21 protein-coding genes are annotated in these 24,845 nt (G+C 64.4%); 16 read left to right on the top strand and 5 right to left on the bottom strand.

The window, feature by feature from the left end; all coding sequences use genetic code 11:
* Nucleotides 1-116 precede the first annotated feature (116 nt).
* The 8 genes from sucC (at nucleotide 117) to OC450_RS31310 (ending at nucleotide 10,100) form a co-directional block, all read left to right on the top strand.
* Nucleotides 117-1,313: an ADP-forming succinate--CoA ligase subunit beta gene (sucC, locus tag OC450_RS31345; protein WP_211383609.1), complete on the top strand. Its 1,197-nt coding sequence runs from the start codon at nucleotides 117-119 to the stop codon at nucleotides 1,311-1,313.
* Between the two features lie 4 nt (nucleotides 1,314-1,317).
* Nucleotides 1,318-1,797 carry a DUF1579 family protein gene (locus tag OC450_RS31340; RefSeq protein ID WP_211383608.1) on the top strand — a complete coding sequence of 160 codons (480 nt, stop codon included), beginning with the start codon at nucleotides 1,318-1,320 and terminating at the stop codon, nucleotides 1,795-1,797.
* A 34-nt stretch (nucleotides 1,798-1,831) separates the two neighbouring features.
* A complete protein-coding gene (gene sucD, locus OC450_RS31335) occupies nucleotides 1,832-2,716 on the top strand; it encodes a succinate--CoA ligase subunit alpha (RefSeq protein WP_262049288.1) in 885 nt (294 codons plus the stop codon).
* Nucleotides 2,717-2,853: 137 nt separating this feature from the next.
* Nucleotides 2,854-5,835 carry a 2-oxoglutarate dehydrogenase E1 component gene (locus OC450_RS31330; protein WP_262049287.1) on the top strand — a complete coding sequence of 994 codons (2,982 nt, stop codon included), beginning with the start codon at nucleotides 2,854-2,856 and terminating at the stop codon, nucleotides 5,833-5,835.
* A gap of 177 nt (nucleotides 5,836-6,012) precedes the next feature.
* A complete protein-coding gene (gene odhB, locus OC450_RS31325) occupies nucleotides 6,013-7,260 on the top strand; it encodes a 2-oxoglutarate dehydrogenase complex dihydrolipoyllysine-residue succinyltransferase (protein WP_262049286.1) in 1,248 nt (415 codons plus the stop codon).
* A 55-nt stretch (nucleotides 7,261-7,315) separates the two neighbouring features.
* Nucleotides 7,316-8,077 carry an SDR family oxidoreductase gene (locus tag OC450_RS31320; protein ID WP_211383605.1) on the top strand — a complete coding sequence of 254 codons (762 nt, stop codon included), beginning with the start codon at nucleotides 7,316-7,318 and terminating at the stop codon, nucleotides 8,075-8,077.
* Nucleotides 8,078-8,134: 57 nt separating this feature from the next.
* The gene (gene lpdA / locus OC450_RS31315; RefSeq protein ID WP_211383604.1) at nucleotides 8,135-9,535 is read left to right on the top strand and encodes a dihydrolipoyl dehydrogenase; all 1,401 of its coding nucleotides are present in this window, start codon (nucleotides 8,135-8,137) and stop codon (nucleotides 9,533-9,535) included.
* A gap of 34 nt (nucleotides 9,536-9,569) precedes the next feature.
* A complete protein-coding gene (locus OC450_RS31310; protein ID WP_211383603.1) occupies nucleotides 9,570-10,100 on the top strand; it encodes a hypothetical protein in 531 nt (176 codons plus the stop codon).
* Nucleotides 10,101-10,178: 78 nt separating this feature from the next.
* On the opposite strand, the gene OC450_RS31305 is transcribed toward OC450_RS31310, so the two are convergent.
* Entirely contained in the window at nucleotides 10,179-10,769 is a 591-nt protein-coding gene (locus OC450_RS31305) for a DUF4337 domain-containing protein (RefSeq protein ID WP_211383602.1), read from the bottom strand.
* A 248-nt stretch (nucleotides 10,770-11,017) separates the two neighbouring features.
* On the opposite strand from OC450_RS31305, the gene OC450_RS31300 reads away from it, so the two are divergent.
* On the top strand, nucleotides 11,018-12,040 hold the full coding sequence (locus OC450_RS31300) for a TIR domain-containing protein (RefSeq protein ID WP_256808683.1): 1,023 nt from the start codon (nucleotides 11,018-11,020) through the stop codon (nucleotides 12,038-12,040).
* A 5-nt stretch (nucleotides 12,041-12,045) separates the two neighbouring features.
* On the opposite strand, the gene OC450_RS31295 is transcribed toward OC450_RS31300, so the two are convergent.
* The gene (locus tag OC450_RS31295; RefSeq protein ID WP_262049285.1) at nucleotides 12,046-13,011 is read right to left on the bottom strand and encodes a tyrosine recombinase XerC; all 966 of its coding nucleotides are present in this window, start codon (nucleotides 13,009-13,011) and stop codon (nucleotides 12,046-12,048) included.
* 111 nt (nucleotides 13,012-13,122) lie between these two features.
* Here OC450_RS31295 and OC450_RS31290 point away from each other — a divergent pair, with 111 nt between their 5' ends.
* Nucleotides 13,123-15,330: a primosomal protein N' gene (locus tag OC450_RS31290; RefSeq protein WP_262049284.1), complete on the top strand. Its 2,208-nt coding sequence runs from the start codon at nucleotides 13,123-13,125 to the stop codon at nucleotides 15,328-15,330.
* 175 nt (nucleotides 15,331-15,505) lie between these two features.
* On the opposite strand, the gene OC450_RS31285 is transcribed toward OC450_RS31290, so the two are convergent.
* On the bottom strand, nucleotides 15,506-16,015 hold the full coding sequence (locus tag OC450_RS31285; RefSeq protein ID WP_211383599.1) for a septal ring lytic transglycosylase RlpA family protein: 510 nt from the start codon (nucleotides 16,013-16,015) through the stop codon (nucleotides 15,506-15,508).
* A gap of 648 nt (nucleotides 16,016-16,663) precedes the next feature.
* Here OC450_RS31285 and OC450_RS31280 point away from each other — a divergent pair.
* The 6 genes from OC450_RS31280 to OC450_RS31255 all read left to right on the top strand — a co-directional run bounded on the left by OC450_RS31280 (nucleotide 16,664) and on the right by OC450_RS31255 (nucleotide 23,563).
* Nucleotides 16,664-17,224, top strand: coding sequence for a F0F1 ATP synthase subunit delta (locus OC450_RS31280; RefSeq protein ID WP_211383598.1), 561 nt, complete (start codon nucleotides 16,664-16,666; stop codon nucleotides 17,222-17,224).
* On the top strand, nucleotides 17,224-18,753 hold the full coding sequence (gene atpA / locus OC450_RS31275; protein ID WP_262049283.1) for a F0F1 ATP synthase subunit alpha: 1,530 nt from the start codon (nucleotides 17,224-17,226) through the stop codon (nucleotides 18,751-18,753). Before OC450_RS31280 ends, atpA begins: the two co-directional genes overlap by 1 nt.
* Nucleotides 18,754-18,895: 142 nt before the next feature.
* Entirely contained in the window at nucleotides 18,896-19,771 is an 876-nt protein-coding gene (locus OC450_RS31270; RefSeq protein ID WP_262049282.1) for a F0F1 ATP synthase subunit gamma, read from the top strand.
* 52 nt (nucleotides 19,772-19,823) lie between these two features.
* Nucleotides 19,824-21,266, top strand: a complete 1,443-nt coding sequence (gene atpD, locus OC450_RS31265; RefSeq protein WP_211383596.1) for a F0F1 ATP synthase subunit beta — start codon at nucleotides 19,824-19,826, stop codon at nucleotides 21,264-21,266.
* 91 nt (nucleotides 21,267-21,357) lie between these two features.
* Nucleotides 21,358-21,765, top strand: a complete 408-nt coding sequence (locus OC450_RS31260) for a F0F1 ATP synthase subunit epsilon (RefSeq protein WP_211383595.1) — start codon at nucleotides 21,358-21,360, stop codon at nucleotides 21,763-21,765.
* Between the two features lie 151 nt (nucleotides 21,766-21,916).
* Nucleotides 21,917-23,563, top strand: a complete 1,647-nt coding sequence (locus OC450_RS31255) for an adenylate/guanylate cyclase domain-containing protein (protein ID WP_262049281.1) — start codon at nucleotides 21,917-21,919, stop codon at nucleotides 23,561-23,563.
* A 203-nt stretch (nucleotides 23,564-23,766) separates the two neighbouring features.
* On the opposite strand, the gene OC450_RS31250 is transcribed toward OC450_RS31255, so the two are convergent.
* Both OC450_RS31250 and OC450_RS31245 read right to left on the bottom strand, forming a co-directional pair.
* Nucleotides 23,767-24,267 (bottom strand): RNA pyrophosphohydrolase, encoded by a 501-nt coding sequence (locus OC450_RS31250; protein ID WP_211383593.1) that lies wholly within the window; start codon nucleotides 24,265-24,267, stop codon nucleotides 23,767-23,769.
* A gap of 64 nt (nucleotides 24,268-24,331) precedes the next feature.
* Entirely contained in the window at nucleotides 24,332-24,838 is a 507-nt protein-coding gene (locus OC450_RS31245) for an RNA pyrophosphohydrolase (protein WP_211383592.1), read from the bottom strand.
* Nucleotides 24,839-24,845 lie beyond the last annotated feature (7 nt).

The following is a 24,845-nucleotide window of genomic DNA, read 5'->3' as shown; positions in this document are numbered from 1 at the left end:
CAGTCCAGATCGATGTCAAAGAATCCGTGTTGCAGTTCCTGTGGTATATGGTATGCCAGCCACAAGACTGAGGTGGGCCCAAGAGGTCACCGCCCGCGGGTTCAGGGAGCGACCATATGAATATCCATGAATATCAGGCCAAAGCGCTGCTGAACGAGTTCGGCGTGGCGATCTCCAAGGGCGTTCCCGTCCTGAAGCCCGCGGACGCGGAAGCCGCTGCCAAGGCCCTCCCGGGCCCGGTCTGGGTGGTGAAGAGCCAGATCCACGCCGGCGGCCGCGGCAAGGGCAAGTTCAAGGAAGCCTCCGCCGGCGACAAGGGCGGCGTCCGTATCGCCAAGTCGGCCGCCGAGGTCGCCGAATTCGCCAAGCAGATGCTCGGCGCCACGCTGGTGACGATCCAGACCGGCCCCGCCGGCAAGCAGGTCAACCGCCTCTACATCGAGGACGGCTCCGACATCGACAAGGAATTCTACCTTTCGATCCTGGTCGACCGCGAGACCTCGCGCGTCTCGTTCGTGGTGTCGACCGAGGGCGGCGTCAACATCGAGGACGTCGCGCACAACAGCCCCGAGAAGATCGTCACCTTCTCGGTCGATCCCGCGACCGGCATCATGGGCCACCACGGCCGCACGGTCGCCAACGCGCTGAAGCTGTCGGGCGACCTCGCCAAGCAGGCCGAGAAGCTCACTGCGCAGCTCTACGCGGCCTTCGTCGCCAAGGACATGTCGATGCTGGAGATCAACCCGCTGGTCGTGACCAAGCAGGGCCAGCTCCGCGTGCTCGACGCCAAGGTGTCGTTCGACGACAACGCGCTGTTCCGTCACCCCGAGGTGCTCGCGCTGCGCGACGAGACCGAGGAAGACGCCAAGGAAATCGAGGCGTCGAAATACGACCTCAACTACGTCACGCTCGACGGCAACATCGGCTGCATGGTCAACGGCGCCGGTCTCGCCATGGCGACGATGGACATCATCAAGCTCTACGGCATGGCGCCGGCGAACTTCCTCGACGTCGGCGGCAGCGCCAGCAAGGAAAAGGTCGCGGCCGCCTTCAAGATCATCACCGCCGATCCCAACGTGAAGGGCATCCTGGTCAACATCTTCGGCGGCATCATGAAGTGCGACGTGATCGCCGAGGGCGTCACGGCTGCCGTGCGCGAGGTCGGCCTCAGCGTTCCGCTGGTGGTCCGCCTCGAAGGCACCAATGTCGAGCTCGGCAAGAAGATCATCCGTGAATCCGGATTGAACGTGGTGCCGGCGGACAATCTCGACGACGCCGCACAGAAGATCGTGAAGGCCGTCAAGGGAGGCTGAGGCCATGACCCAGGACCATCTCGCTGCATCGTCCCCGCTTGCAGAGCATGCGCGTCTCGCCGCGTTCGCCGGCGAATGGAATGGCGAAGAGGTGGTCTTTCCGTCGCGCTGGACGGAAGGCGGGTCGGCCACGTCTCACGTCGTCGCGCACATGGATCTCAACGGCTTCTACTTGATCCAGGACTCGGTGCAGACGCGCGAGGGCAAGCAAAGCTTCGCCACCCACGGCATCTTCACCTTCGATCGCGAGGACCGGACCTACAAATTGTTCTGGTACGACTCGCTCGGCTACACGCCGCCCTCGCCCGCTTCGGGCGGGTGGGTCGGCAAGACCCTGACGCTGGTGCGCGGTTCGCTCCGCGGCAATGCGCGCCACGTCTACGAAATCATCGACGATGATTCCTATTCGTTGAAGATCCAGTTCTCGCCGGACGCGGAAGGCTGGGCTGACGTGCTCACCGGCGTCTACCGCCGCATCCACTGACCTCTCACTCGTTAGTTTCGCGAAAGCAGACCTCATGTCCATCCTGATCGACAAGAACACCAAGGTCATCTGCCAGGGCTTTACCGGCAAGAACGGCACCTTCCACTCCGAAGCCGCGATCGCCTATGGCACCAAGATGGTCGGCGGCACCTCGCCGGGCAAAGGCGGCGCGACGCATCTCGGCCTGCCGGTGTTCGACACCGTGCGCGAGGCACGTGAGAAGACCGGCGCCGATGCCTCGGTGATCTACGTGCCGCCGCCGGGTGCGGCCGACGCGATCTGCGAAGCCATCGACGCCGAGATCCCGCTGATCGTCTGCATCACCGAAGGTATCCCGGTCATCGACATGGTGCGCGTGAAGCGCTCGCTGGCCGGCTCCAAGTCGCGCCTGATCGGGCCGAACTGCCCGGGCGTCATGACCGCCGGCGAATGCAAGATCGGCATCATGCCGGCCAACATCTTCAAGACCGGCAGCGTCGGCATCGTCTCCCGCTCCGGCACGCTGACCTATGAAGCCGTGTTCCAGACCTCGCAGGAGGGCCTCGGCCAGACCACCGCGGTCGGCATCGGCGGCGACCCGGTCAAGGGAACCGAGTTCATCGACGTGCTGGAAATGCTGCTGGCCGACGCCAAGACCGAATCCATCATCATGATCGGCGAGATTGGCGGTTCCGCCGAGGAGGACGCCGCCCAGTTCCTCAAGGACGAGGCCAAGCGCGGCCGCAAGAAGCCGATGGTCGGTTTCATCGCCGGCGTCACCGCACCTCCCGGCCGCCGCATGGGCCATGCCGGCGCGATCATTTCGGGCGGCAAGGGCGACGCCGGTTCCAAGACCGACGCGATGAAATCCGCAGGGATTACAGTGTCGCCGTCTCCCGCCCGCCTCGGGCATACGCTTGCCGAAAAGTTGAAAGGCTAGTTCACTTCTTCGTACTTTTCCGGGCGAAGTTTCGCAGCAAATAGGGTAAATGGTGCCTGTCGCGTCGAGCCTCTGCCGGGAAGCTCGGCGCCAGCGCCGTTTGTTATGCGCGAACCGAAATCGCCAGGAACTCAAGTATGTCTCGCCAAGACGCGAACGCAGCCTTTGCCCTCTCCTCCTTTTTGCAGGGCACCAACGCCACCTACATCGACGAAATCTACGCCCGCTACGAGAAGGACCCGTCCTCGGTCGACGCCGAGTGGCAGGAGTTCTTCAAGAGCCTGAACGACCAGCCCGGCGACGTCCGGAAGAATGCCGAAGGCCCGTCCTGGGAGCGCGCCAACTGGCCGCTGACCCCGCAGGACGACCTGACCTCCGCGCTCGACGGCAACTGGGCCGAGGTCGAGAAGGTGGTCGGCGCCAAGATTGCCGCCAAGGCGCAGGCCAAGAGTGGCGACAAGGGGAGCGACAAGGGTGGCGGCCTCTCCTCCGCCGACCTGCTGCAGGCCACGCGCGACTCCGTCCGCGCCTTGATGCTGATCCGCTCCTACCGGATGCGCGGCCACTTCCACGCCAAGCTCGATCCGCTCGGCATCGAAGCCCCGCGTAACCGCGAAGAGCTCGACCCGCGCACCTACGGCTTCAGCGAAGCCGATTTCGACCGCAAAATCTTCCTCGATCACGTGCTCGGCCTCGAATATGGCAGCCTGCGCGAGATCACCGCGATCTGCGAGCGCACCTACTGCCAGACGCTCGGCGTCGAGTTCATGCACATCACCAATGCCGCGCAGAAGGCGTGGATCCAGGAGCGGATCGAGGGACCGGACAAGGAGATCTCGTTCACCCGGGAAGGCCGCAGAGCCATCCTGATGAAACTGGTCGAAGCCGAAGGTTTCGAGAAATTCTGCGACACCAAGTTCACCGGCACCAAGCGCTTCGGTCTGGACGGCGGCGAATCGCTGATCCCCGCGCTCGAGCAGATCATCAAGCGCGGCGGCAATCTCGGCGTGAAGGAGGTCGTGCTTGGCATGCCGCATCGCGGCCGCCTCAACGTGCTGACCCAGGTGATGGGCAAGGCGCATCGCGCCCTGTTCCACGAATTCAAGGGCGGTTCGGCCAACCCCGATGCGGTCGAAGGCTCCGGCGACGTCAAATATCACCTCGGCGCGTCCTCGGACCGCGAGTTCGACGGCAACCGCATCCATCTGTCGCTGACCGCCAATCCCTCGCATCTCGAGATCGTCGATCCCGTGGTGCTCGGCAAGGTCCGCGCCAAGCAGGACCAGCACGGCGATCCGCCGGACATGCGCATCTCGGTGCTGCCGCTGCTGATGCATGGCGACGCCGCGTTCGCAGGCCAGGGCGTGGTCGCGGAATGCTTCGGTCTGTCCGACCTGAAGGGCTACCGCACCGGCGGCTCCGTGCACTTCATCGTCAACAACCAGATCGGCTTCACCACCTATCCGCGTTACTCGCGCTCCTCGCCCTATCCGTCGGATGTGGCGAAGATGATCGACGCGCCGATCTTCCACGTCAACGGCGACGATCCGGAAGCCGTGGTGTTCGCGGCCAAGGTCGCGACCGAGTTCCGGCAGAAATTCCACAAGCCCGTCGTCATCGACATGTTCTGCTATCGCAGGCACGGTCATAACGAGGGCGACGAGCCGGCTTTCACCCAGCCGGTGATGTACAAGAAGATCGCGGCCCATCCGTCGACGCTCGAGCTCTACGCCCGCCGCCTCATCAACGAAGGCGTGCTGACCGAGGGCGAGGTCGAGAAGGCCAAGGCGGACTGGCGCGCGCGGCTCGATGCCGAGCTCGAAGCCGGCTCCGGCTACAAGCCCAACAAGGCCGACTGGCTCGACGGCAAATGGGCCGGCTTCAAGATCGCCGACCAGGAAGAAGATGCGCGGCGCGGCGTCACCGGCGTCGACATCGCCGAGCTCAAGGAAATCGGCCGCAAGATCACCAAGGTGCCGGACGGTTTCCGCGTCCATCGCACCATCCAGCGCTTTCTGGAAAATCGTGCCAAGGCGATCGACGGCGGCACCGGCATCGACTGGGCGACCGGCGAGGCATTGGCATTCTGCACGCTACTCAACGAGAACCACCACGTCCGCCTGTCGGGCCAGGATTCGGAGCGCGGCACCTTCTCGCAGCGCCATTCGGTCCTGATCGACCAGGAAGATGAGAGCCGCTACACGCCGTTCAACCATCTCGGCCACGAGCAGGGCCATTACGAGGTCATCAACTCGCTGCTGTCGGAAGAAGCCGTGCTCGGCTTCGAATACGGCTACTCGCTCGCCGAGCCGAACACGCTGACCCTCTGGGAGGCGCAGTTCGGCGACTTCGCCAACGGCGCGCAGGTCGTGTTCGACCAGTTCATCTCCTCGGGCGAGCGCAAATGGCTGCGCATGTCCGGTCTCGTCTGCCTCCTCCCGCACGGCTATGAGGGCCAGGGACCGGAGCACTCCTCGGCGCGGCTCGAGCGTTATCTCCAGATGTGCGCTGAAGACAACATGCAGGTGGTCTATCCGACCACGCCGGCGAACTACTTCCACGTGCTGCGCCGTCAGCTTCATCGCGAGATCCGCAAGCCGCTGATCCTGATGACGCCGAAATCGCTGCTCCGTCACAAGCGGGCGGTGTCGCGTCTCGAGGAGCTCGCGAAGGGAACGACCTTCCACCGCATCCTCTATGATGACGCCCAGATGCTGCCGAGCGAGCCGGTCAAGCTCGTCCCGGACGAGAAGATCCGTCGCATCGTGCTATGCTCCGGCAAGGTCTATTACGACCTCTACGAGGAGCGCGAGAAGCGCGGCATCGACGACATCTACCTGATGCGTGTCGAGCAGCTCTATCCGGTGCCGCTGAAGGCGCTGGTGGCCGAGCTGTCGCGCTTCAAGAAGGCCGAAGTGGTGTGGTGCCAGGAAGAGCCCCGCAACATGGGGGCCTGGCACTTCATCGAGCCCTATCTGGAATGGGTGCTGAACCAGGTGAACGGTGCGAGCCGGCGTCCGCGTTATGTCGGCCGCGCCGCCTCCGCCGCGACCGCGACCGGTCTGATGTCCAAGCATCAGGCGCAGTTGAAGGCGTTCCTGGACGAAGCACTGAGCTGAACTTTTTGAACTGCGTCATGCCCCGCCTTGTGCGCAATCGCGCACCGGAGCGGGGCATCCGGTAAGTCGTGACGTCGTCGTGAATGCGAACGTTGCGGCTTGCCGGATGGCTTGCTTTTCGCAGGCGATGACATCCGCACTTATGACCGCATTGGCGATCTCCTTAAGGAAAAGACCATGACTGAAATTCGTGTGCCGACGCTCGGCGAATCCGTCACCGAGGCCACCATCGGCCGCTGGTTCAAGAAGGCCGGCGATCCCGTCGCCGTCGACGAGCCCTTGGTGGAGCTCGAGACCGACAAGGTCACCATCGAAGTCCCGGCGCCGTCCGCCGGCACGCTGAGCGAGATCATCGCTGCCGATGGCGCGACGGTCGCCGTGGGTGCGCTGCTCGGCCAGATCACCGAAGGCGCCGCTGGCGCTGCCAAGCCGGCTGCTGCGCCGGCCAAGCCCGCTGCCGCTGCTCCGGCGGCCGCTGCTGCTGCTGCTGCTGCTGCGCCGGCGCCGAAGGCGCCGCCGGCCGATGCGCCGCTCGCCCCTTCCGTGCGAAAACTCTCGGCCGAGACCGGCATCGACGCCTCGACCGTTCCGGGCTCCGGCAAGGACGGCCGCGTCACCAAGGGCGACATGTTAGCTGCGATCGAACGCGCGGCCTCGGCGCCGACCCCAGTCAACCAGCCCGCCGCAGCGGTTCAGGTCCGCGCGCCCTCGCCGGCCGATGACGCCGCCCGCGAAGAGCGCGTCAAGATGACCCGGCTGCGCCAGACCATCGCGCGCCGCCTCAAGGACGTGCAGAACACCGCCGCCATGCTCACGACCTTCAACGAGGTCGACATGACCAACGTCATGGCGCTGCGCGCGCACTACAAGGACGCGTTCGAGAAGAAGCACGGCAGCAAGCTCGGCTTCATGGGCTTCTTCACCAAGGCCGTCGTGCAGGGCCTGAAGGACATCCCGGCCGTCAACGCAGAGATCGACGGCACCGATCTGATCTACAAGAACTATTACCACATCGGCGTCGCCGTCGGCACCGACAAGGGTCTCGTCGTGCCTGTCGTGCGCGACTGCGACAACAAGTCGATCGCGGACATCGAGAAGGGGATCGCCGATTTCGGTCGCCGCGCCCGCGACGGCCAGCTCAAGATCGACGAGATGCAGGGCGGCACCTTCACCATCACCAATGGCGGCATCTACGGCTCGCTGATGTCGACCCCGATCCTCAACGCGCCGCAGTCCGGCATTCTCGGCATGCACAAGATCCAGGAGCGGCCGATGGTCGTCGGCGGCAAGATCGAGGTCCGCCCGATGATGTATCTGGCGCTGTCCTATGATCACCGCGTCATCGACGGCAAGGAAGCCGTCACCTTCCTGGTTCGCGTCAAGGAGAGCCTGGAAGATCCGGCGCGGCTGGTGCTGGACCTCTGATCCCTGATGCCTTGAAGACGCCGTCGCCTGAAGGGGCGGCGGCGTTTGTCGAAAGATGGAGGCAAGCTTGACGGATAAAGTCGTTGTCATCACCGGCGGCAGCCGCGGCATCGGTCGCGCGACTGCCATTGCTGCGGCCGCGCGCGGCTTCCGTGTCGTGGTCGGCTATGCCAGCAACAAGACCGCCGCCGACGAGGTGGTCAGCCTGATCGAGGCCAGCAACGGCAAGGCCATCGCGGTGAAATGCGATGTCGCCGAGGAAAGCGACATCGTCGAACTGTTCAAGCAAGCCGACAAGTTCGGCACGCTCGGCGCGCTCGTCAACAACGGCGGTATTGTCGGGACCAGCGGCGTGCGCGTCGACGAGATGTCGGCCGAGCGCATCCAGCGCGTCATGGCGGTCAACGTCACCGGCTCCATCCTCTGCGCGCGCGAGGCGGTGAAGCGGATGTCGACCAGGCACGGCGGCAACGGCGGCGTCATCGTCAATCTGTCATCGGTTGCTGCCAAGCTCGGCGCGCCCAATACCTATGTCGACTATGCCGCCTCCAAGGGCGCGATCGATTCCTTCACCATCGGCCTCGGCTACGAGGTTGCCAACGAGGGTATTCGCGTCGCGGGCATCCGCCCCGGCCTGATCGACACCGAAATCCACGCCTCCGGCGGCGAGCCCGATCGGCACCATCGTCTGGCCCATATGGTGCCGATGAAGCGCGTCGGTACCGCCGATGAAGTCGCCAATGCCATCGTCTGGCTGATGTCGGACGATGCCTCCTACGTCACCTCGGCCATTCTCGATGTGTCCGGCGGACGCTGACGCGCCGCGCGGACGCTGACACATCCTCATCACGCTAAACCTACGGGACTTTCTCTCATGGCTACCTACGATCTCGTCGTCATCGGCACCGGACCGGGCGGTTATGTCTGCGCGGTGCGTGCAGCGCAGCTCGGCATGAAAGTCGCCGTGGTGGAAAAGAACGCAACGCTCGGCGGCACTTGCCTCAATGTCGGCTGCATGCCGTCCAAGGCGCTGCTGCACGCGTCCGAGATGTTCGAGGAAGCCGGGCACTCCTTCGCCAAGATGGGCGTCAGCGTCTCCGCGCCGAAACTCGAGCTTCCGGCAATGATGAACTTCAAGCAGCAGGGCATCGACGGCAACGTCAAGGGCGTCGAGTTCCTGATGAAGAAGAACAAGGTCGACGTGCTCAAGGGCACCGGCAAGATCCTCGGCACCGGCAAGGTGGAAGTCTCCGCCGACGGCAAGTCGCAGGTGATCGAAACCAAGAGCATCGTGATCGCCACCGGCTCGGACATCGCGCGCCTCAAGGGCATCGAGATCGACGAGAAGCGCATCGTCTCATCCACCGGCGCGCTGTCGCTGGACAAGGTCCCCGGCAAGCTCCTGATCGTCGGCGCCGGCGTGATCGGCCTCGAACTCGGCTCGGTGTGGAAGCGGCTCGGTGCCGAGGTCGTCGTCGTCGAATTCCTGGACCGTATCCTGCCAGGCATGGATGGCGAAATTGCAAAACAATTCCAGCGCATCCTCGAGAAGCAGGGTTTTGCATTCAAGCTCGGCGCCAAGGTCACCGCCGTCGACACCTCGGGCAAGACGCTGAAGGCGACCATCGAGCCCGCCGCCGGCGGCGCCGCGGAGACGCTGGAAGCCGACGTCGTGCTCGTCTGCATCGGCCGCGTGCCCTACACCGACGGGCTGGGCCTGAAGGAAGCCGGCGTTGCGCTGGACAATCGCGGCCGGGTGCAGATCGATCCGCATTTCGCCACCAGCCTCAAGGGCGTCTATGCCATCGGCGACGTCGTCGCGGGCCCGATGCTCGCGCACAAGGCCGAGGATGAAGGCGTCGCGGTCGCGGAGATCATCGCCGGCCAGGCCGGCCACGTGAACTACGACGTTATCCCAGGCGTCGTGTATACCACGCCGGAAGTGTCCTCCGTCGGCAAGACCGAGGAGGAGCTGAAGCAGGCGGGCGTGGCCTATACGGTCGGGAAGTTTCCCTTTACCGCCAACGGCCGCTCCAAGGTCAACCAGACCACCGACGGCTTTGTGAAAATTCTCGCAGATGCGAAGACCGATCGCGTGCTCGGCGTGCACATCATCGGCATCGAGGCCGGCGAAATGATCCACGAAGCCTGCGTTCTCATGGAATTCGGCGGAAGTGCGGAGGATCTCGCCCGCACCTGCCACGCGCACCCGACGCGTTCGGAGGCCGTCAAGGAAGCGGCGCTTGCAGTCGGCAAGCGGGCCATCCATATGTAGGCGACGCTCCGAGCCGAATCGGGCGGGACAACATATGCTGCGCCGCCTCCTTCAACCGGTCTGGGTCCTGCTTGCGATCGTCTTCCTGATCGAAGCCTGGCTGTGGGACCATCTCGAACCGATCGTGGCGCGGGTCGTTGCGATCATTCCGCTCGCCCGGTTCAAGCAATGGCTGTCGGATCGCGTCGATGCGCTGTCGCCGGCGATGACGCTGATCGTGTTCGCGGTCCCCATCATCCCGCTGTTTCCGCTCAAGCTGGTCGGCCTGTGGCTGCTCACGCATGAATACTGGACCAGCGCGATCTTCACGATCCTGTTCGCGAAGCTGCTCGGCGTCGGCGTCACCGCCTTCGTCTTCGACGTGACGCGCGACAAGCTGCTGGAGATGCACTGGTTCGAGCGGATCTATGATCTGGTGCTGAAGCTCCGCGCCAAGGCCGCCGAACTGGTCGATCCGATCAAGCAGCGCATCCGCGAGCTGATCTCCGGTAACGGCGAGGGCTGGTCCTCCCGGACCCTCCGCCTGATCCAGCGCTTCCGCAAGAGCGTGCACGAAGCGCGGTAAGTGCGGTTCCTGAACCTGCGTCTCCGCCAAATCCTCAGGTGCCGGCCCGGCGAAGGGCGTGTCATGTGCCTCAGCGTCTCAATGCAAATGCAGCAGATGTGGCAACCACAGGCCGAGCGCGGTCATGGCGACGCCGCCGAGCGTCAGCAGGCCAGCGACATAGGCGAGCGCCAGCATTCCGGTGATGATCGTCGCCGACGCCAGCACGATGCCGATCTGGAAGGCCGCCGACGCCAGTTCGAAGTGATGGTACTTGGCGGTGGCTTCATCGCGCTCGTGCTCGGCATGTTTGGCCTTCTCGGCGAGTTGCTCGGTGCCTTCGCCGGTCTCGGGCTCGGAGCGGTAGCGCGCCGCGGTCTTCTGCCAGTCCTCGATCTGCTTCTGCACCGCCACCTTGTTGGCCTCGTCGCTCGCCGCGCCGAGGATGAGCTTGCCCTGGTCGGCCGCGGTCTGCACCACCGTGCGGCGGATGCTCTTGGCCTGGAAGAACGCCCAGAGATTGGAGGCCTCGACGTTCTTGCTGATCGATTCGGTCTGGGCGCCCTTGCCGAGCGTCTCCGAGATCGCCAGGAACAGCGCCAGAACGGCGATCAGGAGCGCGATCTTCTTGTTCGAGCCGGACGCGTGCTCGGCGTGTTCGGCGTGCTCCATGCTTTCATGTGCGCTCATAGATCCCTCCTGTCGGATCCCCACGATTGACCGAACCGCGGGCGCCGCGCAAGAGGCAAGCAAGTTATGACGGGACTACGTCGTGCGCTCGACTGCGCGGATACGCGCCGGCGTAGAACTTCAGCAGCCGTTCCGAGTCTAGGCTGGATTCGCCCGTGCTGCGAACCTCCTTCTGGCTGCAAAAAGCTAACCATTGACTCATTCAGCCAAATGTAATTCCTTGATGTATTTCAATCAAGGATTGCAAAATGAAGTCGACAATCCAGCTTCGTCAGGGCGATATGTTCGCGCAGCCAACCGATTTGATCGTGATACCTTGCTCCACCGGTGGCACTGTAACTGGCGCAATAGCAAGTCAGCTTGAGCAATTTGATATCAAATGGCCTACAGGCTATTCCAATCTTGGTGATGTCAAATTCGAGTTGTTCAATGGCGCTTCAAATATAGCTGCCTACGTGGGCTACGCCACTTCCGTCCAAGCGATGGAGTCGAGCCAACAGGCTATCTCGAAAATTGCGGAGACCGTATCGGATTTTATAGCTGAGAAGCCGGAGATTCGCGATGTTGCTATTCCTCTGTTGGGGGCCGGCTCAGGAAGACTGACGCCTGCAGAATCGCTGTCGGCCTTGATGACCGGGTTTGAAAAGTCTCTAATCAAAAAGAAAGTGATCAATATTTTCGTCTATAAGCGAGAAGTCTTTGAGAAGCTTTCCTCGCAGCAAGAAAAGACGATGCGATCGGACGTCAGTGTTTCAGAGAAGTCTAGAGAGCGCACGCGCGAGCCACTGCGCGTATTCATAAGCTATACGAAAACATCTCAAGAGCATCAGACTTGGGTACGAGATTTGGCAACCTTTCTGCGCGAGAATGGAGTCGATGCGAGACTTGATGTCTGGCACCTCCGTCCGGGCATGGATACTCCTCAGTGGATGTGCAACGAGCTTGATCAAGCCGATCGAGTCTTGATCGTTTGCAACGATGAATATGCTGCTCGAGCGAACGGTCGCTTGGGCGGCGTTGGATGGGAAATGCGCGTCATTCAAGGTGAGTTGTTGCAATCACAGTCGACGAATCCCAAAAAATTTCTTCCGATACTCCGAGGCAGTTTCGATGCGAAGAGCATGCCTAGCTTCTTGCGGGGCGTGTATGCGTTGACCTGGACCGAGCAAGACGCGCAGGAGACAAAAGACCAGCTTCTCCGAGAGATTTATGACGTCTTTGTTGAGGCTCCTCCGATTGGCTTGCCTCCGAGGTTTGTTCTAACGCGCTGACACGCTCACCGCCGCGGATGCGCGCTCGCATAGACTTCGAGCAGGCGCTCCGAATCGATGCCGGTGTAGATCTGCGTGGTCGAGAGCGAGGAATGGCCGAGCAATTCCTGGATCGCGCGCAGATCGCCGCCGCGCGACAGCAGATGCGTGGCGAAGGAATGGCGCAGCGCGTGCGGTGTCGCGCTGTCGGGCAGGCCGAGCGCGCCGCGCAGCCGCTCCATCGCGAGCTGGATGATGCGCGGGCTCAAGGGGCCGCCGCGGGCGCCGACGAAGATCGGCCCCTCGGCGGGCAGCGGATACGGGCACATCGAAACATATTCCTGAACGAGCGCGAGCACGTTCTGAAGCACCGGCACCATGCGGGTCTTGTTGCCTTTGCCGGTCACGATCAGCACGTCGCCTTCGCCGGGCCGCGGCACCTCGCGGCGCTTCAAGCCCAGCGCCTCGGAAATGCGCAGGCCCGAGCCGTAAAGCAGCGCCATCACCGCTGCATCGCGCGCCAGAATCCAGGTCTCGCGGTCCTCGCCGGCGCGCTCGTCGGCATCCGCAAGACGCTTGGCCGACGCCATCGGCAGCGGCTTTGGCAGGCTTTTCGCGACCTTCGGCGCGCGGATCGCCGAGAGCGCGCCGACCTTGCCCTTGCCCTCGCGTTCGAGGAAGCGGCCGAACGAGCGCAGGCCCGCCAGCGCGCGCATCAGCGAGCGGCCGGCGATGTCGTCGGCGCGGCGCATCGCCATGAAGGCGCGGATGTCAGTGGCTTCCAGCGCGGCGAAGCGCTTCAGCGTCACGCGCGCGCCCCAATGATTGCTGAGGAAATTCAGGCACTGCCGCAGGTCGCGGCCATAGGCCTCCAGTGTCTTCGGCGATAGCCGCCGCTCGGAGCCGAGATGCGACAGCCAGCGCGTCATCTGTTGCGCGATGTCAGGATCGGCGCTGGCGAGCTCGATCTGTGGGGCGGCCGCTTTGCTCATGCGCTCTGGACGTGGTGATTCCACCCAGTATATCGCATCACACTCGTTTATCGTTCGCTAAGGCGGCCTCAGGCCGCTAGCCTTGAAGCCCCGGGTTCCGATTCTCCATCCATGGATCACACACCGCGCAGCCCCGCTTCCGCAAACGCGACCCGCATGGTCGACGTGCTGGTGCCGGTCGCGCTCGACCAGACCTATTCCTACAAGGTGCCGCGCGGGATGGAGCTGAAGGCGGGTGATCTGGTCGGCGTGCCGCTCGGCCCGCGCGAGGTGCTCGCCGTGGTCTGGGCCGAGAACGCCAATCCCGATCCGCGCCTGCACAACCGCCTCAAGGAGGTCAGTGAAAAGCTCGACATCCCGCCGTTGAAGCCCGAGCTGCGCGCGGTCGTGGACTGGGTCGCCAACTACACGCTGAGCCCGCGCGGCATGGTGCTGCGGATGTGCCTGCGGATGGGCGAGAATCTCGGCCCCGAGCGGGTGCGCGCCGGCGTCCGGCTGGCCGGCGATCCGCCAAAACGGCTGACGCCGGCGCGGCAGCGCCTGATCGAGGTGCTGTCGGACCGTCTGCTGCACGGCAAGTCCGAGGCCGCCAGGGAGGCGGGCGTTTCGGCCGGCGTGGTCGACGGCCTCGTCGACGAAGGCACTCTGACGGTCGAGCCGATGCCGCCGCCGGCACCGCCACCGGCCCCCGACCCGGATTTCGCCCGGCCGGATTTTTCGCCGCTCCAGCGCACTGCTGCCGATACGATGCGCGCGCTCGCGGCCAACGGTACCTTCCACGTCGCGCTGCTCGACGGCGTCACCGGCTCGGGCAAGACCGAGGTTTACTTTGAAGCCGTGGCCGAGGCGATCCGCCGCGGAAAACAATCGCTGATCCTGATGCCGGAGATCGCGCTGACCGGCCAGTTCCTCGATCGCTTCGCGCAGCGTTTCGGCGTGCGGCCGATCGAATGGCATTCCGAGCTCACGCCGCGCACGCGTGCGCGCAATTGGGCTGCGATCTCCGGGGGCAGCGCGCCGGTCGTGGTCGGCGCGCGCTCGGCGCTGTTTCTCCCCTACGCCAATCTCGGCCTCATCGTGGTCGATGAAGAGCACGACCAGGCCTACAAGCAGGACGAGGGCGTGCATTACCACGCCCGCGACATGGCGGTGGTGCGCGCGCATGTCGCAAAGGTCCCGATCGTGCTGGCCTCGGCGACGCCGTCGGTCGAATCCGAGGTCAATGCGCGCAAGAACCGCTATCAGCGCATCGCGCTGCCGTCGCGTTTCGGCGGCCAGCACATGCCGCATATCGAGGCGATTGATCTGCGCCGCGAGCCGCCGGCGCGCGGCCGCTTCATCTCGCCGCGGCTGGCTTCCGAGATCAAGAACGCGATCGAACGGCGCGAGCAGGCGCTGTTGTTCCTCAATCGCCGCGGCTATGCGCCGCTGACGCTGTGCCGCGCCTGCGGCCATCGCTTCGCCTGCACCATCTGCGATGCCTGGCTGGTCGATCACCGCTTTCGCCAGCGCCTCGTCTGTCACCATTGCGGCTTCTCGATGCCGCGTCCGCATATCTGCCCGCACTGTTCGGCGGAGGAATCGCTGGTCGCGGTCGGGCCGGGTGTCGAGCGCTTGCAGGAAGAGGCGGCGGCGCTGTTCCCGGAGGCGCGCACCATGGTGCTGTCGAGCGATCTCATCACCTCGATCGAGACGATGCGCAGCGAGCTTGCCGAGATCGCGGAAGGCCGCGTCGATATCATCATCGGCACCCAGCTCGTCGCCAAGGGCCACAATTTCCCGCGGCTGAATCTGGTCGGCGTGGTCGATGCGGATCTCGGCCTGTCCAATGGCGATCCGCGCGCCTCCGAACGCACCTGGCAATTGCTCAACCAGGTGATCGGCCGCGCCGGCCGCGAGCAGGGCCGCGGCGTCGGCTATCTGCAGACCCACCAGCCCGATCATCCCGTGATGAAGGCGCTGATCGCCTGCGACCGCGAGGCCTTCTACGACAGCGAGATCGACTTGCGCGAACGCACGCTCTATCCGCCGTTCGGACGCCTCGCCAGCCTGATCATCTCCGCCGGCGACCGGCCGAGCGCCGAAGCTTTTGGCCGCCGCCTCGTCGCGCTGGCGCCGCGCGACGAGCGCGTGGTGGTGCTGGGCCCGGCGGAAGCCCCGCTCGCCGTCATCAAGGGGCGCTACCGCTTCCGCATCCTGGTGAAATCGGCGCGCGGCTTCGATCTGTCGGATTACCTGCGCAACTGGCTCGCCGTGTGCCCGAAGCCGAAGGGAAATCAGAAGCTCGAAGTGGACGTCGATCCGCAGAGCTTTTTGTAGAGATCATAAAAATGCTCCCCTCGTCATTGCTCGCAATGCAATGACGGCGGACGAGCAAAAAGCCCGCCGTCCCCCAAGACGGCGGGCTTGTTTCACCCGCGCCGATCCCGCGCTCACATGTCCATGCGGACGATGACGGGAACTGCGCTTGTGTGGTGAGGCGCGTCTCGCGCCGTCAGGAGACGACTTCCGCGGTGACGCGGCCGACGCCGGCCCCGGTGAGGCCGATGGCACGGGCAGCGCCCGTGGAGAGGTCGAGGACACGGCCGCGGACGAACGGGCCACGGTCGTTGATGGTGACGATGACGCTCGAGCCGCCATGGGTGACGCGCAGCTTGGTGCCGAACGGCAGCGAACGATGCGCCGCGGTCATGGCGTTCTGGTTGAAGCGCTGGCCCGAGGCAGTCCGGCTGCCGGACTCGTTGCCGTAATAGGAGGCCATTCCGGAGAAGCTGTGGCCGCTACCCGACGACGGCGTCATCGACGCGTTGGCGTTGCGCCAATCGGAGGTCGTGTTGGCATCGTTCTGGGCGTGGTGGCGGTGATGATGCTGAGAGGTCCGGTGGTGATGCCTGGATTTGGCGGAAGCTTCGGTGGCAGTTCCACCGACGAGGAGAGTGGCGGCAACGAAAGCGATCGCCGTACGCGGCCGGGTCACAGAGCCCAGCGTCTTCAAAGACAGCATTTAGTGGTCCCTAAGCTAGTATTGCCACATATGTGGCAAGTGGAGCCCCCATGAGTTTGTGAGCGGGATGGCGTTTCGATTCCTAATGAGGCGTGAATTGGGCAGTAAATCCGTTCCGTGTCGTCATGAAATATCTTGTTACCGGTGACCGATATTCGGCTGATGCTCCGTAATCTTGTCCTTAACGATTTATTAACATGTTGATTACTTACAAATACTGAAAAACGAAGTCATCGCTTTCGGTGTTTAGAATTGGGTAAGTATTCGGCGGGTGCAGCCGGAGGGGCCGAAGTCACGCCTCAGTGATCCGTGTTCATGGCCGCTATGCGCTGAGGGCAGGAACGAAATGGACGGGCGCCGCTGGCAGGCCCGCCTCAATTCCGCCGGATGGCAGATCGTCATGCCGATCGTCGTCGCGCCTCGGGCACTGCGACGAACTGGCGACAGAACGTCGTGCCTTTAATTTGGCGTCATGTTGCACGTGCGCGCCTGCTATGTTAGCAAAGCCGCGATTTTAACGAGCCCGGCACTTCCCGTGCGGGGTCGAAAATCGAAGTCCCGCTTGAATTCCAAGGGCTTGGATCGCTAGGCGCCGCTTCGTGGCGACGGTTTTTCCCTTGCGAGTTTGACAGCAAAAAGAGCGCGTCTGTGGCTGCAGAAGATACGTCCGTTTCCGGTGTGTCGGGCCGTTATGCAACGGCCTTGTTTGAACTGGCCCGCGACCAGAAAGTGGTCGACGAGGTCAAGGCCGATCTCGACAAATTCGAGGGCTTGCTGAACGAGAGCGCCGATCTGAAGCGCCTCGTCCGCAGCCCGGTGTTCGCGGCCGAGGCCCAGTCCAGGGCGCTCTCGGCCGTGCTGGACAGGACCGGCATCGCCGGCATCTCCGCCAATTTCCTCAAAGTGCTGACCGCCAACCGCCGCCTGTTCGTGGTGGGCGACGTGATCCGCGCTTACCGCGCCCTCGTCGCCAGGTTCAAGGGCGAGGCGACGGCCGACGTCACCGTGGCGGAGGCGCTCTCGGACAAGAATCTCGACGCCCTCAAGGTTGCCCTGAAGTCGGTGACCGGCAAGGACGTCGCGCTCAACGTGAAGGTCGATCCCTCGATCATCGGTGGCCTCGTGGTCAAGCTTGGCAGCCGGATGATCGATAGTTCGCTTCGCACCAAACTCAATTCGATCAAGCACGCGATGAAAGAGGCAGGCTGATGGACATCCGCGCCGCGGAAATTTCCGCGATCCTCAAGGACCAGATCAAGAATTTCGGCCAGGAAGCTGAAGTCTCCGAAGTCGGACAGGTGCTGTCCGTCGGCGACGGTATCGCCCGCGTCTACGGTCTGGACAACGTCCAGGCCGGTGAAATGGTCGAGTTCGAGAACGGCACCCGCGGCATGGCGCTGAACCTCGAAACCGACAACGTCGGTGTCGTCATTTTCGGTGCCGACCGCGAGATCAAGGAAGGCCAGACCGTCAAGCGCACCCGCGCCATCGTGGACGCGCCGGTCGGAAAGGGCCTGCTCGGCCGGGTCGTCGACGCGCTCGGCAATCCGATCGACGGCAAGGGCCCGATCCAGGCCGACAAGCGCATGCGTGTCGACGTCAAGGCGCCCGGCATCATTCCGCGCAAGTCGGTGAACGAGCCGATGGCGACCGGCCTCAAGGCGATCGACGCCCTGATCCCGATCGGCCGCGGCCAGCGCGAGCTGATCATCGGCGACCGCCAGACCGGCAAGACCGCGATCGCGCTCGACACCATCCTCAACCAGAAGCCGCTCAACGCGCAGCCGGACGAGAACATCAAGCTGTATTGCGTCTACGTCGCGATCGGCCAGAAGCGCTCGACCGTTGCCCAGTTCGTCAAGGTGCTGGAAGAGCAGGGCGCGCTCGAATACTCGATCATCGTCGCCGCGACCGCTTCGGATCCGGCGCCGATGCAGTACATCGCGCCGTTCACCGGCTGCACCATGGGCGAGTATTTCCGCGACAACGGCATGCACGCGGTCATCATCTATGACGATCTGTCCAAGCAGGCCGTCGCCTATCGCCAGATGTCGCTGCTGCTGCGCCGCCCGCCGGGCCGCGAAGCCTATCCGGGCGACGTGTTCTATCTTCACTCCCGCCTGCTCGAGCGTGCGGCGAAGCTGAACAAGGACCAGGGCTCGGGCTCGCTGACGGCGCTGCCGGTCATCGAAACCCAGGCCAACGACGTCTCGGCCTACATTCCGACCAACGTCATCTCGATCACCGACGGCCAGATCTTCCTGGAAACCGACCTGTTCTTCCAGGGCATCCGTCCCGCGGTGAACGTCGGTCTGTCGGTGTCGCGCGTCGGTTCCTCGGCGCAGACCAAGGCCACCAAGAAGGTCGCCGGCAAGATCAAGGGCGAGCTCGCGCAGTACCGCGAAATGGCGGCGTTCGCGCAGTTCGGCTCCGACCTCGACGCCTCGACCCAGCGCCTGCTCAACCGCGGCTCGCGCCTGACCGAGCTGCTGAAGCAGCCGCAGTTCGCGCCGCTGAAGATGGAAGAGCAGGTCTGCGTGATCTGGGCCGGCACCAACGGCTATCTCGATCCGCTTCCGCTCAACAAGGTGCGCGCGTTCGAGGACGGCCTGCTGTCGCTGCTGCGCGGCAAGAACGCCGACATCCTCAACGCGATCCGCGACAGCCGCGACCTCTCGGACGAAACCGCCGCCAAGCTGAAGTCGGTGGTCGAAGGTTTCGCCAAGAGCTTCGCCTGATAGCAAGCATGGCCGGTCGTTCCGGCCATGACCGCTTCGCAAGAGGCAAGACAACAAGAAGCGTGCCCGGCGCCCGGTCGGGCATTGCGACAGGGACAGGCTAGCGGTTCGGCTCGCGTCGAACCGCCGGGGTGAACGAAGAATGGCGTCACTTAAAGACATGCGCGTCCGCATCGCCTCCACCAAGGCGACGCAGAAGATCACCAAGGCGATGCAGATGGTCGCGGCCTCCAGATTGCGCCGCGCCCAGCAAGCGGCCGAGGCGGCGCGGCCCTATGCCGACAAGATGAGCGCGGTGATCGCCAACATCGCCAGCGCTGCCGCCGGTTCGCCCGGCGCGCCGGCGCTGCTGGCCGGCACCGGCAAGGACCAGGTCCACCTGCTGCTGGTCTGCACCGGCGAGCGCGGCCTGTCCGGCGCCTTCAACTCCTCGATCGTGCGCCTCGCGCGCGAGCGCGCCCAGGCGCTGATCGCGCAGGGCAAGGAAGTCAAATTCTTCTGCGTCGGCCGCAAGGGCTATGAGCAGCTCCGCCGTCTCTACGACAAGCAGATCGTCGAGCACCTCGACCTGCGCGGCGTTCGTCAACTCGGCTTCGTCAACGCCGAGGACATCGCCAGGAAGGTGCTGGCCCGCTTCGACGACGGCGAGTTCGACGTCTGCACCCTGTTCTACGCGCAGTTCAAGTCGGTGATCGCCCAAATCCCGACCGCACAGCAGATCATTCCGCTGGTCGTCGAGGAAAAGGCAGCGAACGCGCCGACGACGTCCTATGAATACGAGCCGGAGGAGGACGAACTCCTCTCCGGCCTGTTGCCGCGCAATATCGCGGTGCAGATCTTCCGCGCGCTCCTGGAAAACAACGCCTCGTTCTACGGCGCGCAGATGAGCTCGATGGACAACGCCACCCGCAACGCGGGCGAAATGATCCGCAAGCAAACCCAGATCTACAACCGAACCCGTCAAGCCCAGATCACCAAGGAGCTGATCGAGATCATCTCCGGCGCCGAGGCGGTCTGACGCACGAACCAAACGACGGTCGTTCAAGTACAGAATTTCGAAGGAGAGCTTCATGGCTACAGCAGCTAACCAGGTCGGTCGCGTCACCCAGGTCATGGGCGCCGTCGTCGACGTTCAGTTCGAAGGCCACCTGCCGGCCATTCTCAATTCGCTCGAAACCAGGAACGGCAACATCCGCCTCGTGCTGGAAGTTGCGCAGCATCTCGGTGAGTCCACCGTGCGCACGATCGCGATGGACGTGACCGAAGGTCTGGTGCGCGGCCAGGAAGTGACCGACACCGGCCAGCCGATCGCGGTTCCGGTCGGCGCGGGCACGCTCGGCCGCATCATGAACGTGATCGGCGAGCCGATCGACGAAGCCGGCCCGATCCAGTCCGAAGGCAGGCGCGCCATCCACCAGGAAGCGCCGAGCTATACCGACCAGTCGACCGAAGCTGAAATTCTCGTCACCGGCATCAAGGTGGTCGATCTCCTGGCTCCGTACGCGAAGGGCGGCAAGATCGGCCTGTTCGGCGGCGCCGGCGTCGGCAAGACCGTGCTGATCCAGGAGCTGATCAACAACGTCGCGAAGGCGCACGGCGGTTATTCCGTGTTCGCCGGCGTCGGCGAGCGTACCCGCGAGGGCAACGACCTCTATCACGAGTTCATCGAGTCCAAGGTCAACGCCGATCCGCACAACCCGGATCCGAGCGTGAAGTCGAAGTGCGCGCTGGTGTTCGGCCAGATGAACGAACCGCCGGGCGCCCGCGCCCGCGTCGGCCTCACGGGTCTGACCGTCGCCGAGCACTTCCGCGACCAGGGCCAGGACGTGCTGTTCTTCGTCGACAACATCTTCCGCTTCACGCAGGCGGGCTCGGAAGTGTCGGCGCTGCTCGGCCGTATTCCTTCGGCGGTGGGCTATCAGCCGACGCTTGCCACCGACATGGGCGCGCTGCAGGAGCGCATCACCACCACGCAGAAGGGCTCGATCACCTCGGTGCAGGCCATCTACGTTCCGGCCGACGACTTGACCGACCCGGCGCCTGCGACCTCGTTCGCGCATTTGGACGCCACCACGGTGCTGTCGCGCGCGATCTCGGAAAAGGGCATCTACCCCGCGGTGGACCCGCTCGACTCGACCTCGCGCATGCTCTCGCCGCTCGTCGTCGGCCAGGAGCACTACGACACCGCGCGCCAGGTCCAGCAGGTGCTGCAGCGCTACAAGTCGCTGCAGGACATCATCGCCATTCTCGGCATGGACGAGCTTTCGGAAGAGGACAAGCTGACGGTGGCCCGCGCCCGCAAGATCGAGCGCTTCCTGTCGCAGCCGTTCCACGTCGCCGAAATCTTCACCGGCTCGCCCGGCAAGTTCGTCGACCTCGCGGACACCATCAAGGGCTTCCGCGGCCTCTGCGAAGGCAAGTATGACCATCTGCCGGAAGCCGCCTTCTACATGGTCGGCACCATCGAAGAGGCGGTCGAGAAGGGCAAGAAGCTGGCGGCGGAAGCCGCCTGAGCTGGCGAATGGCGAATAGGGAGTAGCGAACAGACGCTGCTCCCGTTCAATTGCCACTCGCTATTCGCTATTCACTACTCGCAGGTTTCCCATGGCCACCTTCCATTTCGATCTCGTCTCGCCGGAAAAGCTCGCATTTTCGGGTGAAGTCGACCAGGTCGACATCCCCGGCGTCGAGGGCGACTTCGGCGTGCTGGCGGGACATGCGCCGGTCGTGGCCGCGATCCGGCCCGGCATTCTCACCATCACCAGCGGCGGCAAGCACGAGAAGATCATCGTGCTCGGCGGTATCGCCGAAGTCTCCGAAAAGGGCCTCACCGTGCTCGCCGACGTCGCAACATCGATGGCCGAGCTCGACCGCGCCCAGTTCGCCGCGACCGTCTCGGAGATGGAAGAAGGGTTGAAGGAGCACGAAGGCGACGAGCTCGATCAGGCGATTGCGCGGCTCGATCACTTCAAGAGCATTCAGCAGCAGCTCAACTCCACGGCCATGCACTAAGCCCCGGCGCACTGCTCCGGGGCTCGAATGAGAAATTCCTGAATAAGTTCAGCGCTCGTCACGGCCGTGGCGGGCGCTGAAACTTTGTTGCACCGCGCGGTCGATAGCGGCATTCTGCGCTCGCGAAATTTGTTCCGGGGGCCGGTCGCAGATGAAACGCAAGATCGCAGCGATTTTCGCGGCCGATATTGCCGGCTACTCGAGACTGGTCGCGGAAGACGAAGAGGAGACGCTGCGGCGTCTCGCCTCCTATCGCGAGGTCGTCGACGATTTCATTGCGAAGGCCGGCGGCCGCATCTTCAACACGGCCGGTGACGCCGTGCTTGCGGAATTTCCGAGCGCGGTCGATGCGGTGCGTTGCGCCATCGACATCCAGGAATCTCTGCGAACCCGCAACATGGCCTATCCGCCGAGCCGGCAGATGTCGTTCCGCATCGGCATCACCATCGGCGACGTGGTCGAGCGCGACGGCGATCTGCTCGGTGACGGCGTCAATATCGCCGCCCGGCTCGAAGGTCTCGCCGAGGTCGGCGGCATCTGCGTCTCCCGCGCCGTGCACGAGCAGGTCGCCAACAAGCTGTCGGTGCAGTTCGCCGATATCGGCGCGCAGGAGGTCAAGAACATCCCGACGCCGGTGCACGCCTACATGGTGGCGATGCGGCGGGAGAACGGCACTTACGCAACGCCGCAGATCAAGAAGGTGGCGAAGGCCGCGCCCGCGCCGAACTGGATGTGGCCGCTGGTGGTCGGTGTCGTCTCCGTCGTCGCCATCGGCGTCGGCGGCTTCCTCTATTTCGCCAAGCTCGAGACCGCCAGGACATCGGCGAGCGCCGCGGCAACGGCGCCAAATCCTGCGCCGAGCGCGGCGGCCCCCAGCCCGACGCCCACCATGTCAGCGAAAGCGCCGATGCCCATGCCGACGCAAATGGCTGCGGCAGGTCCGGCGCCGATGCCCTCGGCGCCCGCCACCTCAGGCGGCAAATTTCCGGCCGACATGGTGCCTTTCATCGGCGACCGCGTGCGCGGCTATCTCGCGGGCGAATATTCCGCCGCCGGCGACTACAAGGCCTTTGCGCTGAACGTCGGCGGCTACACCGGCTCCGCGCTCAATCAGCCGAACGAGGAGGCCGCGCGCAACGCGGCGCTCGAGCAGTGCCAGAAGCGCGCGGACGCCGCGCAGTCGCCGCGGCGCTGCGAGCTCTATGCGGTCGGCAACAATGTCGTCTACACGCACGGCAAGCCGCCGATGCCGCCGCAGCCGTTCATCCGGCACGATGCCATGACCGAGCGCGCCTTCGCCTCCAGGGATTTTCCGATGGTGCGCGATCCCGCGAAGGTCCGGCTCGAGAACATGTTCGTGCCCGCGGCGAAATCGCGCTCGGTCGCGCTCGGCCCGGGCGGTCAGTATTTCATGGTGATGGGCGCATCAACCGCCGACGATGCCGCGCGGCGCGCCCTGGAATCGTGCGGCGCGATCGCCGGCGTGGCCTGCCTGGTCGTCGCGGTCGACGAGAATTTTGTCGTGCCGATCCCGACCCTGTTCAAAATCACCGGCTTCTTCCATGCCGCCTCCAACGCCTCGATCGTCGCCGATGCGCGCGACGAGGTCGTGCGCAAGCTCGCCGATGGCATGGGCTGGAACGCCGTCGCGGTCGGCACCGCGGGCCGGCCGGGCCTCGGCCTGAAGGCCGCGGACGAGCAGACAGCCGTCAATTCCGCGCTCGCCGACTGCGCCAGGCGCGACAGCAATTGCCACGTCATCGCGATCGGCCCGTTCACGGTGGGACCGGTGAACTAGGGTTGCAGTGATTGGGCCCGACTCGCGCCCCGACGACGGTGCGTTCCCTCCCCCGCAAGGGGGAGGGAGCGCAGCGGAGCAAGCGGCCACGTTCTAATTTCGCTGGCGAGAGCATGGTGCCTTCCTCACACACAAATTTCCGGTGAAAATTCGCTCATGACTTCAACCCCGGTTCTACTGTGCATGGGGTTGTTTTCGCGATTTCAGTTTCCGAACGGCGCGAACTCTCGCGCCACCGCGCGGTAGACGTCGCGGCGGAACGGCACCACGACGTCGGCGACGCGGTCGAGCCGCTCCCAGCGCCAGGCGTCGAACTCCGCCGGCTGTCCGTTGCGCGGCGTCAGCGGATCGATCTCGTCGTCCCTGCCGGTGAAGCGCAGCGCGAACCATTTCTGGCGCTGCCCGCGGAATTTCGCCAGCCGGTGCGTCTGTGGTCCGTCGTAGGGCGGGAATTCGTAAGTCAGCCAGTCGGTCTCGCCGAGATAGGCTGCGCTTCTGACGCTGGTCTCTTCCCAGAGTTCGCGCAGCGCGGCATCGCGCAGGTCCTCGCCTTCGTCGACGCCGCCCTGCGGCATCTGCCAGTCGAGACCCGGCAGGATGATCTCGGGTCCGTCGCCCTTGAAGCGATGCCCGATCAGCACGCGGCCATCGGCATTGAAGAGGGCGATCCCCACGTTGGGGCGGTAGGGTTTCTGGTCGGTCAAGCGCGGGATCTTTCGTCGTCAGCCCAGGCGATGCATTAGCATCAACCCGCAACGACGACGCGAACTAATCCTCCGCCAGCGCGGAAAATTCCTTCACCACGCGCTCATAGACCGGGCGCTTGAACGGGATGATCAATCCGGTCAGGTTCTTCATCGGCTCCCAGCGCCAGCTGACGAATTCGGCCTTGTGGCCGCCGCCGCCGGGCTTCTCGACATTGATCTCGCTGTCCTTGCCGGTGAAGCGGACCGCAAACCATTTCTGCCGCTGGCCTCGGTAGCGGCCCTTCCAGGCACGGCCCGCGACCGTGCGCGGAATGTCGTAAGTGAGCCAGTCCGGAACCTCGCCGAGCCGTTCGACCGAGCGCACGCTGGTCTCCTCATAGAGCTCGCGCCTGGCGGCGTCCCAGGTGTCCTCGCCGGGATCGACGCCGCCCTGCGGCATCTGCCAGACATGGGTGTCGTCGACATGCTCGATGCCGCCGGCGCGGCGGCCGATGAACACCAGGCCCTTCGTGTTGATCAGCATCACTCCGACGCAGGTCCGGTAGGGCAGATCCTCGTAACGCGCCATTCCGCCA

The sequence above is a fragment of the Bradyrhizobium sp. Bra78 genome, assembly GCF_024519855.1.
Classification (GTDB): Bacteria; Pseudomonadota; Alphaproteobacteria; order Rhizobiales; family Xanthobacteraceae; genus Bradyrhizobium; species Bradyrhizobium japonicum_G.
Note: the sequence above shows the minus strand (reverse complement) of the source record. Positions and strands in the feature narration are given on the sequence as shown.